The sequence below is a fragment of the Citrobacter amalonaticus Y19 genome (genome assembly GCF_000981805.1).
In the GTDB taxonomy this organism is placed as follows: Bacteria; Pseudomonadota; Gammaproteobacteria; order Enterobacterales; family Enterobacteriaceae; genus Citrobacter_A; species Citrobacter_A amalonaticus_C.
Window position 1 is genome coordinate 1,133,366 of the sequence record NZ_CP011132.1, and the last position, 18,465, is coordinate 1,151,830.

General features: G+C 51.2%; 18 protein-coding genes and 1 tRNA gene. 13 read left to right on the forward strand and 6 right to left on the reverse strand.

The genetic code is table 11. The features are described 5' to 3' along the window. Positions 1-107: 107 nt before the first annotated feature. Positions 108-2,396, forward strand: a complete 2,289-nt coding sequence (locus tag F384_RS30285; RefSeq protein ID WP_080949879.1) for an autotransporter outer membrane beta-barrel domain-containing protein — start codon at positions 108-110, stop codon at positions 2,394-2,396. A gap of 253 nt (positions 2,397-2,649) precedes the next feature. Here the strand turns inward: F384_RS30285 and F384_RS05120 are convergent. Next, positions 2,650-2,737 (reverse strand) — tRNA-Ser (locus F384_RS05120). Between the two features lie 235 nt (positions 2,738-2,972). Here F384_RS05120 and ghrA point away from each other — a divergent pair. The 4 genes from ghrA to F384_RS05140 all read left to right on the forward strand — a co-directional run bounded on the left by ghrA (position 2,973) and on the right by F384_RS05140 (position 5,905). Beyond that, complete coding sequence (gene ghrA / locus F384_RS05125) at positions 2,973-3,911, forward strand: glyoxylate/hydroxypyruvate reductase GhrA (RefSeq protein ID WP_046478928.1); 939 nt, start codon at positions 2,973-2,975, stop codon at positions 3,909-3,911. A gap of 86 nt (positions 3,912-3,997) precedes the next feature. Next, positions 3,998-4,735 (forward strand): phosphatase, encoded by a 738-nt coding sequence (locus tag F384_RS05130; RefSeq protein ID WP_046478929.1) that lies wholly within the window; start codon positions 3,998-4,000, stop codon positions 4,733-4,735. A 23-nt stretch (positions 4,736-4,758) separates the two neighbouring features. Continuing rightward, positions 4,759-5,313 (forward strand): molecular chaperone, encoded by a 555-nt coding sequence (locus F384_RS05135; protein ID WP_046478931.1) that lies wholly within the window; start codon positions 4,759-4,761, stop codon positions 5,311-5,313. A 100-nt stretch (positions 5,314-5,413) separates the two neighbouring features. Beyond that, a complete protein-coding gene (locus F384_RS05140; RefSeq protein WP_046497763.1) occupies positions 5,414-5,905 on the forward strand; it encodes a DUF1097 domain-containing protein in 492 nt (163 codons plus the stop codon). Between the two features lie 32 nt (positions 5,906-5,937). On the opposite strand, the gene csgG is transcribed toward F384_RS05140, so the two are convergent. The 4 genes from csgG to csgD are packed head-to-tail and all read right to left on the reverse strand — an operon-like array spanning position 5,938 to position 8,284. Beyond that, a complete protein-coding gene (gene csgG, locus F384_RS05145; protein ID WP_046478932.1) occupies positions 5,938-6,771 on the reverse strand; it encodes a curli production assembly/transport protein CsgG in 834 nt (277 codons plus the stop codon). A 25-nt stretch (positions 6,772-6,796) separates the two neighbouring features. Further along, the gene (gene csgF, locus F384_RS05150) at positions 6,797-7,213 is read right to left on the reverse strand and encodes a curli production assembly/transport protein CsgF (protein WP_042319724.1); all 417 of its coding nucleotides are present in this window, start codon (positions 7,211-7,213) and stop codon (positions 6,797-6,799) included. 26 nt (positions 7,214-7,239) lie between these two features. Then, the gene (gene csgE / locus F384_RS05155) at positions 7,240-7,629 is read right to left on the reverse strand and encodes a curli production assembly/transport protein CsgE (protein WP_046478934.1); all 390 of its coding nucleotides are present in this window, start codon (positions 7,627-7,629) and stop codon (positions 7,240-7,242) included. Positions 7,630-7,633: 4 nt separating this feature from the next. Further along, positions 7,634-8,284, reverse strand: coding sequence for a biofilm master transcriptional regulator CsgD (gene csgD / locus F384_RS05160; protein WP_042319721.1), 651 nt, complete (start codon positions 8,282-8,284; stop codon positions 7,634-7,636). 763 nt (positions 8,285-9,047) lie between these two features. Between csgD and csgB the strand changes: the two genes are divergently transcribed. The 6 genes from csgB (at position 9,048) to F384_RS05190 (ending at position 12,897) form a co-directional block, all read left to right on the forward strand. Continuing rightward, complete coding sequence (gene csgB, locus F384_RS05165) at positions 9,048-9,503, forward strand: curli minor subunit CsgB (protein ID WP_046478936.1); 456 nt, start codon at positions 9,048-9,050, stop codon at positions 9,501-9,503. Between the two features lie 40 nt (positions 9,504-9,543). Continuing rightward, positions 9,544-9,990 (forward strand): curli major subunit CsgA, encoded by a 447-nt coding sequence (gene csgA / locus F384_RS05170; RefSeq protein WP_046478937.1) that lies wholly within the window; start codon positions 9,544-9,546, stop codon positions 9,988-9,990. 60 nt (positions 9,991-10,050) lie between these two features. After that, positions 10,051-10,383: a curli assembly chaperone CsgC gene (gene csgC, locus F384_RS05175; RefSeq protein WP_046478939.1), complete on the forward strand. Its 333-nt coding sequence runs from the start codon at positions 10,051-10,053 to the stop codon at positions 10,381-10,383. Between the two features lie 144 nt (positions 10,384-10,527). Then, positions 10,528-10,851 (forward strand): type 1 fimbrial protein, encoded by a 324-nt coding sequence (locus F384_RS05180; RefSeq protein ID WP_046497767.1) that lies wholly within the window; start codon positions 10,528-10,530, stop codon positions 10,849-10,851. Between the two features lie 89 nt (positions 10,852-10,940). Continuing rightward, on the forward strand, positions 10,941-11,474 hold the full coding sequence (gene ymdB, locus F384_RS05185; protein ID WP_046478940.1) for an O-acetyl-ADP-ribose deacetylase: 534 nt from the start codon (positions 10,941-10,943) through the stop codon (positions 11,472-11,474). Further along, positions 11,416-12,897, forward strand: coding sequence for a phospholipase D family protein (locus tag F384_RS05190; protein ID WP_071162389.1), 1,482 nt, complete (start codon positions 11,416-11,418; stop codon positions 12,895-12,897). Before ymdB ends, F384_RS05190 begins: the two co-directional genes overlap by 59 nt. A 14-nt stretch (positions 12,898-12,911) precedes the next feature. Here F384_RS05190 and mdoC read toward each other — a convergent pair whose 3' ends face one another. Continuing rightward, positions 12,912-14,072 carry a glucans biosynthesis protein MdoC gene (mdoC, locus tag F384_RS05195; RefSeq protein WP_046478942.1) on the reverse strand — a complete coding sequence of 387 codons (1,161 nt, stop codon included), beginning with the start codon at positions 14,070-14,072 and terminating at the stop codon, positions 12,912-12,914. Positions 14,073-14,352: 280 nt separating this feature from the next. On the opposite strand from mdoC, the gene mdoG reads away from it, so the two are divergent. Both mdoG and mdoH read left to right on the forward strand, forming a co-directional pair. After that, complete coding sequence (gene mdoG / locus F384_RS05200) at positions 14,353-15,888, forward strand: glucans biosynthesis protein MdoG (RefSeq protein WP_080949882.1); 1,536 nt, start codon at positions 14,353-14,355, stop codon at positions 15,886-15,888. Then, positions 15,881-18,409: a glucans biosynthesis glucosyltransferase MdoH gene (gene mdoH / locus F384_RS05205; protein ID WP_046478945.1), complete on the forward strand. Its 2,529-nt coding sequence runs from the start codon at positions 15,881-15,883 to the stop codon at positions 18,407-18,409. Before mdoG ends, mdoH begins: the two co-directional genes overlap by 8 nt. Positions 18,410-18,465 lie beyond the last annotated feature (56 nt).

The window sequence follows — 18,465 nt, forward strand, 5'->3', positions numbered from 1 at the left end:
CAGTATCATGATTTTCGCGTATTTTAGCTATAAATCACGCGGAGATGGTAAAATTTGTTATTTAAGATGGATCTTTATGTTTAAGGACATGTGAAGAGATATTTTTGATGAAAATAAAATCATTGACATTTCTTTCTGCGATTGCGTGTTATATTCCTGCTGCATTAGCTGCTACCACGAAAGGAAATGAAATCAAAGAGCTAATAGTGGTGGGTAAAGGAGAATTTATTGAAAATGCGACCATTATAAGCCCCGGAAGACTCTATCTTGAAGACGGTGCTACGAGCAATAATATTACGGTTGAATCTGGCGGAGGCTTTTTTATCTGGAGGAGTGAGGATTATTTCAGCACTATCGAGGCTGGCGGTTTTCAATATGTCGAAAATGGCTTAGCAACAAAAACGACAGTTCGTGGAATACAAGTTGTTTACGGCGCAACAGAGGGCGTAAATATTGACGGCGGGACTCAGGAAATTAGACTCTCTGGATGGGCGTTTAATACTTATATAAACAATGGTGGTACACAACATGTTGAAGGCCATGCAAGACTGACGAAAATTGCGGACGGCATACAGGATGTAAAAAGAGGAGGAGTCGCTGATAGAACGACTGTTAAGGGAAAAGGTTATCAATACGTGGCAGGGACTGCAATAAACTCTGAACTTTACGATTCGAGCGAGCTGCATGTCGATGCTGGTGGTCTGGCTTTAGATGCCAGACTCTATAATTCGAGTAAGGGCTTCATAAATGAAGACGGAACCGCAGAGAAAACCACTCTTAACGATGAAAGTTCACTTTATTTAAACGGTGGAACCGTCGAGAGCGCAGATATTTTTGGCGGTTCCTTCTATGCCGAAACAGGTAAGGCCAAAGGTGATTTCAACATCCATGGTGGTCAGATGGTTCTTTATAAAGAGGCCATGACTGAAACCGCAAATGTTAAGGTTGGCGGTCAGGGCACACTCCGACTGAATGCGGGTGCCGAAGATGTTGCATATTCACTGAAAGCCCTGCAACTGGACGGCGGTAAAGTTTATTTGCATGACATGCCAGTTAGCAAAAGCAGTGGCTGGAATACCCTGACTCTGGATACGCTGGAAGGAAACGGTGACTTTTACATGCAAACCAATGTGTCTGCGAGGAAAAGTGATCTTCTTGATGTGACTGGAAATGCCTCTGGCGCTTTTAATATTTTTGTCGAAGATACGGGTTCTAGCCCGGATAAAGATCAAAGTCTGTTGCTGGTAAAAACAGCAAGCGGTGATGCAACATTTGCGCTGGGTAATAAAGATGGCGTAGTCGATTTGGGTACATACCAATACACGCTGAAAGAAAAAGAAGAGGGCAAGTGGTCGCTTATTGCGGATCTGACCCAAAAGCCAGAACCTGAACAACCGGGACAATCTAAACCTGAACCGAATCCAGATATTCCATCTGATTCTGTACCGGTGGTGAAGCCACAGCCTGAGATCGTTAAAAAACGCATCACACCCTCAACGGCTGCTGTACTGAATATGGCCGCAGTGGAGCCGCTCGTATTCGATGCAGAACTAGATAGTGTACGTGAACGTATGGATGGTCGCGATTCATTCAGTCGGGATGGAGCCGTCTGGAGCACGGTTTACAATACGCGTGATGACGTATCCACTTCGGCGGGGGCGGGTTTCGATCACACGCTGAGTGGGGTGACGATTGGTGCGGATCGTCATTTCCAACACGAAAACAGTAGAATAACGACAGGCGGATTTTTCAGTTACTCACATTCGAACGTAGGCTTTGACCGTGGCGGTAAAGGCAATGTAGACAGCTACGCGCTGGGCGCCTATGCAAGCTGGCAGCATAACAATGGTCTTTATGTCGACGGCATTGTGAAAGTGAACCGTTTTGAAAATGATGTCAAAGGCCGCATGACCGGTGGCGGCGCGGCAAATGGCAGCTACAGTGCATACGGCGCGGGTGCGCATCTTGAAAGCGGGGTGCGTTTGTCCGCAGGCGACCTGGGCGTAACGCCTTATGCGGCCTTTACCGGGTTTACCACCGACAGCAACAAGTACACCCTCTCAAACGGGATGCGTGCCGAAGTGGATAATACGCGTATCACTCGAGCTGAAGCTGGCCTGAAAACCGATTACCACGTGACGCTGAATAATGGTGTTGAGATTCAGCCATGGCTGAAAGCGGCAGTGAGACAAGAATACGTTGATGACAACAAGGTTAATGCGAATGATGACGGACATTTCGTTAACGATCTGTCCGGAACCCGAGGGGTATACCAGGCGGGGATTCGTGCGAAATTCACTGAGGATTTGAGCGGACACCTTAGCGCCAGTTACGGCAACGGGGCGAATGTGGAGTCTCCGTGGCGTGCGACTGCAGGGATAAGCTGGTCGTTCTAATTAATGTTGCGTGCAGAGCCCGGGAGACCGGGCTTTGTTTTTTTTAAGCATTATGCATTATATAGGGGGCTGAACTCTCGGGGGGATTGACTCGCTTCGCTCGCCCTGACGGGCAGCCCGCTCACGGCGTTCGCGGTCTGTCCAACGGGCTGCGCCCGTTGTCGAACCCCGGTCGGGGATTCTCATCCCCCCACGGCGTGTGCAATATACGAAAAAAAAAGCCCGTACTTGCGTACGAACTCTTTCTTAAATATGGCGGTGAGGGGGGGATTCGAACCCCCGATACGTTGCCGTATACACACTTTCCAGGCGTGCTCCTTCAGCCACTCGGACACCTCACCATATTGTTGTTCCCGAACAACTGGAACGGGCGCTAATTTAGGGAAATACACCGCCTGCGTCAATCAACTTTTCCAAAAAATCGTGCGTTTACACAAACTTCAAACAACCTGTAGCTTAATTAAGCGGAAACTGCTTTTTTTGCCAGCGCCAGCGAATTTGCTATGCTGATGATCCCGTTGAAAACGATGAGAATAAGTGCGCAAAAATTCCGCACAACAACCCGCAGGAGTCAATATGGATATCATTTTCTATCACCCTACGTTTGATACCCCCTGGTGGATCGCTGCACTGGAAAACGCCATTCCTGGTGCCAGAGTCCGGGAGTGGAAGTCGGGCGATAACGATCCGGCAGATTATGCGCTGGTCTGGCATCCACCGGTAGAGATGCTGGAAGGGCGCAAACTTAAGGCCGTGTTTGCACTCGGCGCCGGGGTGGATTCGATCCTGAGCAAACTGAAAGCCCATCCCACGATGCTGGATCCCGCTATTCCTCTCTTTCGTCTCGAAGATACCGGTATGGGTTTGCAAATGCAGGAGTACGCGGTCAGTCAGGTGTTGCACTGGTTCCGCCGCTTTGATGATTACCAGGCGCTTAAAAATGAGAGCCAGTGGCGACCGCTACCGGAATATACGCGCGAGGAGTTTACCGTGGGGATCATGGGGGCTGGCGTGCTGGGGGCAAAAGTAGCTGAAAGCCTGCAGGCCTGGGGCTTCCCGCTGCGCTGCTGGAGTCGCAGCCGCAAAGCCTGGCCGGGTGTCGAGAGTTTTGCAGGTAGCGAAGAGCTGGGTGCGTTCCTCAGCAAGACCCGAGTGTTGATTAATCTGCTGCCTAATACAGCGGAAACGGTCGGCATCATCAATGGAAAACTGTTTGATCAATTGCAGGATGGCGCTTATCTGCTCAATCTCGCGCGCGGAGTCCACGTTATTGAAGAGGATTTGTTGACCGCGCTGAACGGCAAAAAACTCAAAGGGGCGATGCTGGATGTCTTCAGTCGTGAACCGCTGCCAGTGGACAGCCCACTGTGGAAACATCCGCGCGTGGCGATGACGCCGCATATTGCGGCAGTCACGCGTCCTGCAGAAGCCGTTGCCTATATTTCCCGCACGATCACACATCTGGAAAACGGTGAAGCGGTGACCGGACAGGTCGACCGCCAGCGTGGCTACTGAGGTATACCCGGTGGATGCCGGGTTTCGACTAATAAACGCGGGCGATTCCTGCTATCCTTGTCGAAAAATGACCACAGGAGAGAGACATGTATCCCGTTGACCTGCATATGCATACCGTCGCCAGCACCCATGCTTATAGCACCCTGAGCGATTACATCGTTCAGGCTAAACGCCAGGGACTGAAACTGTTCGCAATTACCGATCACGGCCCGGACATGGCGGATGCTCCGCATCACTGGCATTTTATCAATATGCGCATCTGGCCACGTGTGGTGGATGGGGTAGGGATCCTGCGCGGCATTGAAGCAAACATCAAAAACATCGAAGGTGAAATTGACTGTACTGGTCCGATGCTCACCTCACTGGATCTGATCATCGCAGGCTTCCATGAACCGGTTTTCGCTCCTCACGATGAAGCCACCAATACGCAGGCGATGATCGCCACCATGGCAAGCGGCGTCGTGCATATCATTAGTCATCCCGGCAACCCGAAATATCCTGTTGATATCACGGCGATTGCCCAGGCGGCAGCGAAATATGACGTTGCGCTGGAGATAAACAACTCCTCATTCCTCCATTCACGCAAAGGCAGTGAAGCGAACTGTCGCGCGGTGGCGGCAGCGGTGCGTGATGCTGGCGGTTGGGTGGCATTGGGCTCAGATTCGCATACCGCCTTTACGATGGGGGATTTCAGCGAGTGCCTGAAAATCCTCGAAGACGTGAACTTCCCGGAAGATCGTATTTTAAACGTGACGCCGAAACGATTACTCAATTTCCTGGAATCGCGCGGAATGCCGCCGATTCCTGAATTTGCTGAACTTTAACCACCACGAGCTGGAATATTTTGATGAACGAGTTTTCTATCCTGTGCCGCGTACTGGGATCGCTGTATTACCGTCAACCGCAGGATCCTTTACTGGTTCCGCTTTTTACCCTGATTCGCGAAGGCAAACTCTCGGCAAGCTGGCCGCTCGAGCAGGATGAACTGTTGGCGCGTTTGCAGAAAAGCTGTGATATGGCCCAACTGGCGGCGGATTACAATGCGTTGTTCGTCGGGGCGGAGTGCGCAGTGCCTCCGTATCGCAGCGCGTGGGTGGACGGGGCGACAGAATCTGAGGTGCGGACGTTCCTCTCCTCACGCGGTATGCCGCTTGCCGAAACGCCAGCCGATCATATTGGTACGTTGCTGCTGGCAGCCTCGTGGCTGGAAGATCAGTCTGCGGAAGATGAAAGTGAGGCGCTGGAAACGCTCTTTGCGGATTATATCCTTCCGTGGTGCGACACCTTCCTCGGGAAAGTTGAAGCGCACGCCACCACCCCTTTCTGGCGGACAATGGCACCCATAACACGCGATGCGATTGGCGCAATGTGGGAAGAACTGGACGAAGAGGGTGATGCATAAATGTGATTTAAGTCACCTTTTAGTGCAACGATAAATTATCATTGCATAAATTGTGTGCACGATCTCATTCATGTTATCTCTTTCTGCTATCATGCGCGGCATGAATATACTTCTTTCCATAGCAATCACAACGGGCATCCTCTCCGGTATCTGGGGATGGGTGGCCGTCTCTCTTGGCTTACTGAGTTGGGCAGGATTTCTGGGCTGTACGGCCTATTTCGCCTGTCCGCAGGGTGGGTTAAAGGGGCTGGCCATTTCGGCCTCCACGTTGTTGAGCGGTGTGGTGTGGGCGTTGGTCATTATTTACGGTAGCGCGTTGACGCCGCATCTGGAACTGGTGGGTTATGCGATCACCGGCGTTGTGGCCTTCCTGATGTGTATCCAGGCAAAGCAAGTCTTGCTGTCATTTGTGCCGGGTACATTTATCGGTGCCTGCGCCACGTTTGCCGGGCAGGGTGACTGGAAACTGGTTCTGCCGTCGCTGGCAGTCGGTTTGCTCTTTGGTTATGCCATGAAAAACAGCGGGCTGTGGCTGGCGGCGCGGCGAGAAAGACAAAGTACGCGCACAATAGCGGAAAATAAAAAAGCGTGAGGAAATCCTCACGCTTTTTTTTATCTCAGTCATCAGGATTCCGGCGGTACCGACATATGGCGGTATTTCACCAGAATGTCGTTCTGGCGATCGGTTTTATTCTGCAAATCCCACAGCCCGCGATCGATACCATCGTTGATGAGGAAGATGACGCCGGTTTCAATGGCGGACATCAGGCATAACATCACCGGCTCGTTGGAGGTGTAGCCAATTTCACCTTCCAGCAGTCTCTGGTAATCGATAAAGCGGAACACCCCTGCCTGCACTTCATAAGACAGAATGGTTTTACTGGTATTGACCGAGGAGAGGATCTCACCGGTACTGACGTTGACCACGCGCAGGTTCACCGCGATCTGGTCAAGCTGGTATTGCGTGTCTGCACCAATACCGAAATAACGTGCGCCCACACCGCCGGATTTCACGTTACTTTCGTAACCAATAATCGATCCTTCCACCATGATGTTTGCCGCCGTCAGAGACTGTAGCGGGATCCGGTTGTTGATGGCGACAGTCCCGTTTTCCTGGGCGGCACGAATGATCTTACGTTCATTCAGCAAGTTTTGCAGTCCCTGACGCTCCAGCGGTACAAACCAGCGGGAGTCTTTCAGCGCCGTAACCAGCATTGCAGTGGCGCTTTGCGGGACGGCAGTCGAGAAGTTACTGGCCGGATAGGGTTTAAACTGTCCGGTTTCATCCTGAATGTTATACACCGAGACAAAAATTTTGCCCGTTGGCATCGGTAAATGCGTTAAATCCTTATAACTTTGCGCACGGGGCATTAATGTCGGCTTAGCGGCTTCTTTTGGCGGGGCGGTCAAGCATCCGCTCAGTAAAATGACGGCGACGAGTACAAGTAAGCGCTGCATGATAATTGTCCTTACGAAGCGGTGCTTAGAAACCGGTGGAATCTGACTGTAAACCCGACACTTCTATCGTCGATGTTTTTCCCGTTTTCCGGTCCGTGACATTTAGCTGCAACTGACCATCCCGGTTGGCAATATCAACAATGAAATCATTCGTCACCATCCTGCCGGGTTTACCCGTATTTATATTGGTCAACAGTCCGCCTAAGATTTGCGACTGAATGGCCTGAGTGAAGTTATCCAACGCGGAGGGAGTTTCAATTCCGTAATCGTCGTTATAACTGGGATCTTTATAAGAGTTCTGCGCCTGGGCGCTATTCAGTAAAAAAGAACCGTTATTGGGGTTTCCACCAAAGTTGGGATTACGGAACTGGAAGGTCATATTTCCGGCCCAACTTAATGGCGAAATAAGCATGAGTACTACTACTGCATGTTTGACACGCATTACAGCCTCCGGACAAAAATCACTTTTTAGAATTCGTCATGCGTTAAATCGCCGGTGCTCAATAGTGTTTGATCTATTTGCCGACGGTTTAAAGCGTCCTCGGTTTGTGCCAGCGCGAAGACAACAGTTTTTTCGAAGTCTCTTTTCGTTGGAAATAAAAAAGTCTGGAATATAACGTCCTGATTAACCGTTATTGTGATCCAACTTCCCCAACGTGCACTGGGTCGCTCATTGATGGTTAAATTACCTGGATAATCACTTTCCCATTTGTCGCTAAAAGCACGATAAAAATCGTGGCCAATAGACGAAACCGTGTGGTCAGTTAAGAGCCCAGGAACTTCAACTTCTACAGCCTGCGAAGCGCTGGCAGCGAGCAGAAACTGTGCCGCTACAAGCCAGGTCAAATAGCGTTTCATGGCTTTATCGCCTGAGGTTATCATTTGCCCACGAAACCGCCTGGGTACGATTTTTGACAGCTATCTTTTTGAAAAGATTATAAAGATGCGTCTTAACCGTGTTTTCACTGATAAACAGTGAACGCGCGATTTCGATGTTTGAGGCGCCGATGCGTAGCTTATTCAGGATCTCTTTTTCACGATGAGTCAGGAGAGCTGACTCTGTGCTGTTGTAACGGTAATTACCAGAATGCGTGATCAGATAGCTGGCCAGTTTCTGTGAGAAGTAGCATTCTCCCCGCAGGATCCCCTGCAAACCGTTTACGACACGCTCTTCGTCATCCGCTACGTAAAACACGCCATTGATATGTGGCCAGTTTTCAATATCCCGGTAGGGATAATCATCGGGGGTGTTCAACAATAATGTCTTTAAATTGTTGTTCTTCCGACTTAAGTTGTCTTGCCAGTAATGGATTAGCTTTTTATCCGCTTCCATCATATCGACTAAAACAATACAACTGGTGGATATATCATCCAGAGAACGTTGAATATTATGCAGTTTTCCGGTGAGGGCCAGAGATTGTTTTAAATGCTGCAATAAGGCTGTGGCTTGCAGGGATGGTTTGGTGATCAACAATAATGTATGACCATGAATACTATGGACTTCATTAAACATGATGAAACCCCACTTTTTTAGTCGCACACCTGACAGCTGCCTTTAAAAATCAGGCACCAGAAGTACTGACAGATGTTGCACTGCTGTGTGTAATAAAATAAGAATCAGCCCGAACGGGTCAAAATATTAATACAAATGAACTACAACTGATTTCAATCTAGCCATTACAAATCTTAAAGCAAGTGTTAAACATGTAACAGAATGTAAAAGTATATATTAATTTGTTAATCTTAAGCTTTTTTTAAGTTTAGATTTGATAGAAAAGTTGTACATCCAGCCGTTATTGCACAGATTTAAAAAATCATACAAATTATATTAACGTTATGAATTTAAAGTAATAAAACAAAATCGTGCTAGCACTTAATCCGCCAAAAAATTGTCTTATCATTACATCCTCTGGCGTCGCGCATTTTGGTGACGAAAAAAACGATGCTTGTCACGACTTGCTCATCTCTCTCTTCTTCAACGGCACAACAGGGCCTGGAAAGTCCACTGTACAGCCCATTGGCCAATGTCGTGAAAATGCATCAACGGTAAGTCTGAAGAAAATAAAATAAGCGTAAATAACAGGGGATTCGTACCCTGATTAGCACTTTAAGGTGAGCGAATATATAAAAATACCACTGGCGGGTGAGTTATTTAAAATGTTTCCGCAGACATACTCTTCATCGTAACGCGGCGTTAACAAATTACGTTTAGCGTTAACAACAAAACTGATGAGAATGTTATTTTCTCGATGTACGACCAGGTCCAGGGTGACAACATGAAAAACAAATTGTTATTTATGATGTTAACAGTACTGGGTGCGCCTGGGATTGCTTCCGCAACGAGTTATGATTTAGCGCATTCAGAATATAACTTTGCGGTAAATGAATTAAGCAAGTCTTCATTTAATCAGGCAGCCATTATTGGTCAAGTCGGCACTGATAATAGTGCAAAGATACGCCAGGACGGCTCTAAGCTTTTGTCGGTAGTTTCACAAGAAGGTGGAAGCAACCGCGCCAAAGTTGACCAATCAGGAGCTTATAATTTTGCGTATATTGCTCAGTCGGGTAATTCCAATGATGCCAGTATTTCGCAAAGTAATTACGGTAATACTGCGATGATTATCCAGAAAGGTTCTGGAAATAAAGCAAATATTACTCAGTATGGTACGCAGAAAACAGCAGTTGTAGTGCAGAGACAGTCGCAAATGGCAATTCGCGTAACTCAACGCTAATACATTGACGACTCTTAAATCAATCCGATGGGGGTTTACCATGAAACTTTTACAAGTGGCAGCATTTGCAGCAATCGTGGTTTCTGGCAGTGCTCTGGCTGGTTCCGTTTCACAATGGGGCGGCGGCAGCGATCACGGCAGCAGCTCTGGCCCGGATTCAAACCTGAGCATTTATCAGTTCGGGACCAATAACGCCGCACTTGCGCTGCAAAGCGACGCTCGTAAATCAGACACAACAATCACCCAGCACGGCTATGGTAACGGCGCCGATGTTGGTCAGGGTGCAGATAACAGCACCATTGATCTGACTCAGAAAGGCTTCAAAAACAACGCCACCATCGATCAGTGGAACGGCAAAAACTCGGATATTACTGTGAGCCAATACGGTGGACGTAACGCCGCGCTGGTTAACCAGACAGCTTCTGACTCCAGCGTTCTGGTTAAACAAGTTGGTTTTGGTAACAACGCCACGGCTAACCAGTACTAATTCAGTTTCTGTGCTGAATATAAACAGGGCGAAAGCCCTGTTTTTTTTCGGGAGGACATCATGAACACCATATTACTCCTTGCGGCGCTCTCTAATCAGATAACCTTCGCGACAACCCAGCAAGGTGACATTTACACGATTACGCCCCAGGTCACTCTGACGCAGCCCTGCGTGTGTCAGGTGCAGATCTTAGCCCTTCGCGAAGGCGTGGCGGGACAAAGCCAGTCACGACAGAAAAAGACCCTTTCTCTGCCTGCTAATCAAGCCATTGATTTGACCAGACTCAGTTTAAATATTTCGGCACAGGACACCGTCAAAATCGTGGTCACGGTTTCTGACGGGCAGTCGCTGCATTTATCACAACAGTGGCCGCCCTCTGCGAAACCGTCATAACTGGCGTTAATTTATGCGGTTACGGTGGCGGAGGTGAGGTGACTGAACTATGAATAGAGTGACGCGGAATGCGTGACTCCTGGGCGTAATCGCCGTCAGGGAAACATCACCCCTCAAGGATGAATGTTCATTGAGGAAACCATCATGCCGTTATCTGTCACGCGTAATAAAAGCGTTCTGCTTTTCAGTCTTCTTGCCCTGTATTCAGTCGCCGTAATGGCAGATACGGGAGGGCAGGGCGGGGTTATACATTTCACCGGTCAAATTGTGGAACCGCCCTGCGAAGTGAGTCAGATGCAACAGCGCCTTGCGATGTCGTGCGATAACGAGGGGCGCATGCAGACCCGCTATTATTCCCCGCAGGAAATGCTCAAAGCGCCGCAGCACTTTAGACAAATTGCCGCGGTCGATCTGCACTACCTCGACGAACAGAAAAAGCTGGCAGTGATGAGTATCGACTATCGCTGAATGGGCGGGTCAGACAAACTCACGAAAAAAGCGATTTCAGGGGGACCCCTGCTGTACACTTACGAAATAGAGTGAAGCAAGGAGGTACTATGGAATCGCGTATTCATGTTATCCAGGGGGATATCACTACCGTCGCGGTCGATGTCATCGTCAATGCCGCAAACTCGTCACTGATGGGCGGCGGAGGCGTTGATGGGGCGATCCACCGCGCCGCGGGTCCCGCATTACTGGAAGCTTGCATGAAGGTCAGGCAGCAGCAGGGTGAATGCCCAACGGGTCATGCGGTGATAACGCTTGCGGGTAACCTCCCTGCCAAAGCGGTCATTCACACTGTCGGCCCTGTCTGGCGCGGCGGCGAGCATAACGAAGCGCAACTGTTACAGGATGCATACTTCAATAGCCTGAATCTGGCGCTGGCCAATGGCTACACCTCTATTGCGTTTCCGGCAATCAGTACCGGGGTTTACGGGTATCCGCGAGCGGCGGCTGCGGAAATAGCGCTCAAGACCGTTTCGGAATTTATAACCCGTCGCGCCTTACCTGAGCAGATATACTTTGTCTGTTATGACGACGAAACAGCCCGACTCTACCAACGTTTACTTACCCAACAAGGCGATGAATGAGCTGACCCGGCTCGCCCGCGGCACGCGTCCTCTGTGTGAAAATCATCCCGGAGAGTGCGGCATCCTTGTGCTGGATGACAGTCTGGACGCCTTTGCCGCCCGCTACCGTCTGGCAGAAATGGCGGAGCGTACGCTGGATGTTCAGTACTATATCTGGGAAGACGACATGTCCGGGCGACTGCTGTTCGCCGTTCTGCTGGCGGCGGCAAAACGGGGCGTCCATGTGCGCCTGTTGCTTGATGACAACAACACGCCGGGGCTGGATGATACCCTGCAACTGCTCGATGCCCATCCCAACATTGACGTTCGCCTGTTTAATCCATTCTCTTTTCGCATCCTGCGAATGCTGGGCTATCTGACCGATTTTGCCCGGCTCAATCGGCGGATGCATAACAAAAGCTATACCGCAGATGGCGTCGTCACTCTGGTGGGCGGGCGAAACATAGGCGACGCCTATTTCGGCGCGGGCGAGGAACCGCTATTTTCCGACCTGGACGTGATGGCGATCGGACCCGTCGTCAGGGAGGTCGCGGACGATTTTGAACGCTACTGGCGCTGTGCGTCGGTCTCGACGTTGAAATCGGTGCTGGCGCTTTCGGAGCAAGAAATCACCGAGCGCATCGAGTTACCCGACGCCTGGTACAAGAATGAAATCGCCCGTCGATACCAGCATAAACTGGAAACCAGCGCCTTTATGACTCATCTCGATCGCGGGGCGCTGCCGCTTATCTGGGCGAAGACCCGGCTATTAAGTGACGACCCTTTAAAAGGCGAGGGGAAAGCGCAGCGTCACTCTTTGCTGCCACAACGCCTGTTTGACGTGATGGGTTCACCAGTAGAACGGATTGACATCATCTCTGCCTATTTTGTCCCGACCCGGGCAGGCGTCGCGCAGTTGCTGAAACTGGTGCGTAAAGGCGTCAAAATTGCGATCCTCACCAACTCATTAGCCGCCAATGATGTGGCGGTGGTGCATGCCGGTTACGCGCGCTGGCGGAAAAAGCTGTTGCGTTATGGCGTAGAACTGTACGAGTTAAAGCCGACACGCGATCGCGACGTCGTCCTCCACGATCGCGGATTGACCGGTAATTCCGGCTCCAGCCTGCACGCCAAGACGTTCAGCATTGATGGACGCAAAGTGTTTATTGGCTCGCTCAATTTTGATCCGCGCTCCACGCTGTTGAACACCGAGATGGGCTTTGTGATTGAAAGTGAGACGCTGGCGACGCTTATTCACCGACGATTCACTGAGAGTCAGCGCGATGCGGCCTGGAAACTGCGACTCGATCGCTGGGGACGAATTAACTGGGTAGACAGGCAGCAGGACGAAGAGCAGGTGCTAAAAAAAGAACCCGCCACAGGATTCTGGAAGCGGGTTCTGGTACGACTGGCGACGCTATTGCCGGTCGAGTGGCTGCTTTAATGTCGCAGTAAGCATCAACTGGTCACTTTTTTGCTTTGTTCCTGTCTGACCGGCGGTTTGCCGGAGAAGAGGAATTTGAGCAGCGGAATGCGCAAATGAATTTCGTACAATACCAGCGCGATGCCAACGACAAAGATCAGTCCGCAGAGAAAGCCCAACAGATTCGACGAAATATGCGGCGTGATCCACGCACCGTAAAACAGCGTTAACGGATGATGCACCAGGTAGATAAACAGCGACGCATTGACAAAATAGGTGACGCGGGCTGACTGGAAATTGAGCAAACGGTGGCCGAGGGAAAACACCACATTGACCATCCATAATCCGAGTACCATGGTGATGACATATTCCGTTTCGTACATCCAGGCGTCGCCACTGCCGTAACGCTGATTCAGCAAATAGGCGATGAAGGCGCAAGCCGCTGCCAGCGTGCATCCCCGGGAAGGCGTGGTGAAAAGCGCCTTCAGTTCAGGTGAGATAAAGGCCAGCGCGCCCAGCATAAAGAAAGGCACATAAAAGAGCGTTTGCATCACGACGAAATTAAACAAGCCATCGCTGAGAATCGGTGGATAAATAATGAACAGCGTCCGTCGCACCACCGCGTAGCCAATCCCCAGACAGAAAAAGATTAGCGTCAGCTTGCCCATTGACATGGCGGCCAGTCGCTTTTTATCCGCTTTTTCCAGGCTTTTTCGCATCCGGCTAAATACCCACAAGCTGACGGTTGTTAATACCACCAGTACCAGTAAGAACCAGAGATGAGAAATTAACTCCCAGATCAGCGTATTATATTTTTCATACAGTGAGAGCGTATGCCAGCTGTCGGCTTTTCCCTTGACATATTGCAGCATAATAAATTGCGGCAACGTTAACAGTGGAATAGCGGTAAGCATCGGAATGCCCACGCGCTCGACGCGTACTTTCCACCAGCGTTTCAGCGGATAACGCAGGAATAACATGTACGAAAAATAACCGGAAATAACGAAAAAGACCTGCATCCGGAATGAATGGATAAAATCGTTAAACAGGGTCAGCCACCAGGAAGGCTCAGCGCTGTTCACATGCCAGCTATGGCCGGAATAAATCAATGAAATATGGAAGGGAATACCCAACAACATCAGCCAGGCGCGGATGGAGTCAAGAAAGTATTCACGCTGTGCGGGTACGGGATTCATAGAGGTTTTCGTATTCTCAGATTCTCAGACTAATCGTCTTATCCCTAAGCCGATTAATCGTTACAGTCGGTGGCAACCCTACACGAAGAACAACGACCTGTCTCCAGGATAAGCACGCAAAGTGAAAAAGGGCCCGGCAAGGTGCCTAAACCATGAGCCAGCGTGCTGAACAATGCAGGGATTCAGTTGTCCTAATGCCTGATTATCCATTAAAATAGATCGGATCGATATAAGCACACAAAGGGGGAAGTGCTTACTAATTATGAAACATAAATCACAAATGATGAAAATGCGTTGGTTGGGTGCGGCAGTCATGTTAACGCTGTACACGTCGTCGGCCTGGGCCTTCTCCATCGATGACGTTGCAAAGCAAGCTCAATCCTTAGCCGGTAAAGGCTATGAGGCGCCAAAAAGTAACTTGCCCTCCGTTTTCCGCGACATGAAATATGCGGACTATCAGCAGATCCAGTTTAATCGCGATAAAGCTTACTGGAGCAATCTCAAAACCCCATTCAAGCTCGAATTTTACCACCAGGGTATGTACTTCGACACACCGGTCAAAATCAATGAAGTCACGGCAACCGCTGTCAAAAGAATCAAATACAGCCCGGACTACTTTAATTTTGGCGATGTGCAGCATGATAAAGACACGGTAAAAGATCTCGGCTTTGCGGGTTTCAAAGTGTTGTACCCGATCAACAGCAAAGACAAAAATGATGAAATCGTCAGTATGCTTGGCGCGAGCTACTTCCGCGTTCTGGGTGCCGGTCAGGTTTATGGTCTCTCTGCGCGCGGTCTGGCCATCGATACCGCGCTGCCCTCAGGTGAAGAATTTCCCCGCTTCCGTGAGTTCTGGATCGAACGTCCAAAACCGACTGACAAACGCCTGACGATTTATGCGTTACTGGACTCTCCGCGTGCGGCCGGGGCCTATCGTTTTGTGATAATCCCTGGGCGTGACACCGTTGTCGACGTGCAATCGAAAGTCTACCTGCGCGATAAGGTCGGCAAACTGGGCGTGGCGCCGTTAACCAGTATGTTCCTGTACGGACCGAATCAGCCTTCTCCGGCGACCAACTACCGTCCGGAACTGCATGACTCCAACGGCTTGTCGATTCATGCCGGCAACGGCGAATGGATCTGGCGTCCGCTGAATAACCCGAAACATCTCGCGGTGAGCAGTTTTGCGATGGAAAACCCGCAGGGGTTTGGCCTGTTGCAGCGTGGTCGTCAGTTCTCTCGCTTTGAAGATCTCGAAGACCGTTACGATCTGCGCCCAAGCGCCTGGATCACGCCGAAAGGCGAGTGGGGCAAAGGTAAGATTGAACTGGTTGAAATTCCAACCAATGATGAAACCAACGATAACATCGTGGCTTACTGGACGCCGGATCAACTGCCTGAACCTGGCAAAGAGATGAACTTCAAATACACCCTGACGTTTAGCCGTGATGAAGACAAACTTCATGCGCCGGATAACGCTTGGGTGCAGCAGACGCGTCGCTCCACTGGCGATGTCAAACAGTCGAATCTCATTCGCCAGCCTGATGGCACGATCGCCTTCGTGGTGGACTTCACCGGCACGGACATGAAAAAACTGCCGCAGGATACTCCGGTCACCGCGCAAACCAGCATCGGCGACAACGGCGAGATTGTGGAAACAACGGTGCGTTACAACCCGGTCACTAAAGGTTGGCGTATGACGATGCGCGTGAAAGTGAAAGATGCGAAGAAAACCACTGAAATGCGTGCTGCATTGGTCAATGCCGATCAGACGTTGAGTGAAACCTGGAGCTACCAGTTACCTGCCAATGAATAAGACAACTGAGTACATTGACGCCTTGCCGCTCTCGGACATCGAGAAAGCGGCATTGCCGAAAACTGACATTCGCGCGGTGCATGAAGCGCTGGATGCCGAGCATCGCCGTTACTCGCGAGAAGACGATTCACCGCAGGGTTCTGTCAAAGCCCGTCTGCAACAAGCCTGGCCAGACTCGCTGGGCGAAGGGCAACTGATCAAAGATGACGAAGGGCGCGACCAGCTTCAGGCGATGCCGAAAGCCAAACGATCATCGATGTTCCCCGATCCCTGGCGTACCAACCCGGTTGGGCGTTTCTGGGATCGCCTGCGCGGACGTGACGTTACGCCGCGCTATCTTGCGCGTCTGACCAAAGAAGAGCAGGAAAACGAGCAGAAGTGGCGTACCGTCGGCACGATTCGTCGTTACACGCTGCTGTTGCTGACGCTGGCGCAGACGGTCGTTGCGACCTGGTACATGAAGACGATTCTGCCGTATCAGGGCTGGGCGCTGATCAATCCGGCGGATATGGTCGGGCAGGATCTGTGGGTCTCTTTCATGCAGTTGCTGCCGTATATGCTGCAAACCGGCATTTTGATCCTCTTTGCGGTGTTGTTCTGCTGGGTTTCAGCCGGGTTCTGGACCGCGCTGATGGGCTTCCTGCAATTGCTGATTGGTCGCGATAAGTACAGTATTTCGGCGTCAACGGTCGGTGACGAACCGCTGAATCCGCAGCACCGTACCGCGCTGATTATGCCTATCTGTAACGAAGACGTTGATCGCGTTTTTGCTGGTCTGCGCGCCACATGGGAATCGGTAAAAGCGACCGGCAACGGCGAGCATTTCGATGTCTATATTCTTAGCGACAGCTACAACCCTGATATTTGCGTCGCAGAGCAAAAGGCGTGGATGGAGCTGATTGCTGAAGTGCAGGGCGAAGGGCAGATTTTCTATCGCCGTCGTCGCCGTCGCGTGAAGCGTAAAAGCGGTAACATTGATGACTTCTGCCGTCGCTGGGGCAGCCAGTACAGCTACATGGTGGTACTCGACGCTGACTCCGTGATGACCGGTGAGTGCCTGAGCGGTCTGGTGCGTTTGATGGAAGCGAACCCGAACGCCGGGATCATCCAGTCATCGCCGAAGGCGTCCGGCATGGACACCCTGTATGCACGCTGTCAGCAGTTTGCGACGCGCGTATACGGACCCTTGTTCACCGCCGGTTTGCACTTCTGGCAGTTGGGTGAATCCCACTACTGGGGCCACAACGCCATCATCCGCGTGAAGCCGTTCATCGAACACTGTGCGCTGGCACCGCTGCCGGGCGAAGGCTCTTTCGCCGGTTCTATCCTGTCGCATGACTTCGTGGAAGCGGCGCTGATGCGTCGTGCCGGGTGGGGCGTGTGGATTGCTTACGATCTGCCTGGCTCCTATGAAGAGCTGCCGCCGAACCTGCTGGATGAACTGAAGCGTGACCGCCGCTGGTGTCACGGCAACCTGATGAACTTCCGTCTGTTCCTTGTGAAAGGGATGCACCCGGTTCACCGCGCCGTGTTCCTGACCGGGGTGATGTCTTATCTCTCCGCGCCGCTGTGGTTTATGTTCCTCGCGCTGTCGACCGCGCTGCAGGTGGTACACGCGCTCACCGAGCCGCAATACTTCCTGCAACCGCGCCAGCTATTCCCGGTCTGGCCGCAGTGGCGTCCTGAACTGGCGATTGCGCTGTTTGCTTCAACGATGGTGCTGCTGTTCCTGCCAAAACTGCTGAGTATTCTGCTTATCTGGTGTAAAGGCACCAAAGAGTTCGGTGGATTTATTCGCGTGACGCTGTCGCTGCTGCTGGAGGTGTTGTTCTCCGTACTGCTGGCGCCGGTGCGCATGCTGTTCCACACCGTTTTCGTGGTGAGCGCCTTCCTCGGTTGGGAAGTGGTCTGGAATTCGCCGCAGCGAGATGATGACTCTACGCCGTGGGGCGAAGCGTTTATGCGCCACGGTTCGCAACTGCTGCTGGGTCTGGTGTGGGCGGTCGGGATGGCGTGGCTGGATCTGCGCTTCCTGTTCTGGTTGGCGCCGATTGTCGTCTCGCTGATCCTGTCGCCGTTTGTCTCGGTTATCTCCAGCCGTTCAACGGTCGGTTTGCGCACCAAACGCTGGAAGCTGTTCCTGATCCCGGAAGAGTATTCGCCGCCGCAGGTACTGGTGGATACCGATAAGTATCTGGTGATGAACCGTAAACGCGCGCTCGACGATGGCTTTATGCATGCGGTATTTAACCCGTCGTTTAACGCGCTGGCGACGGCGATGGCGACGGCACGTCACCGTGCAAGCCATGTGCTGGAAATTGCCCGCGATCGTCACGTCGAACAAGCGCTGAACGAAACGCCGGAAAAACTGAATCGCGACCGCCGCCTGGTGCTGCTGAGCGATCCGGTGACGATGGCGCGTTTGCACTATCGTGTCTGGAATTCGCCAGAGAAGTATTCGTCGTGGGTGAGTTACTATCAGGACATTACCCTGAACCCGCAGACGCTGAAAACGCTGTAAGCGCGATCCGGCTGAATCATCTGAAAAATACCGGCCTGCGCCGGTATTTTTTTATA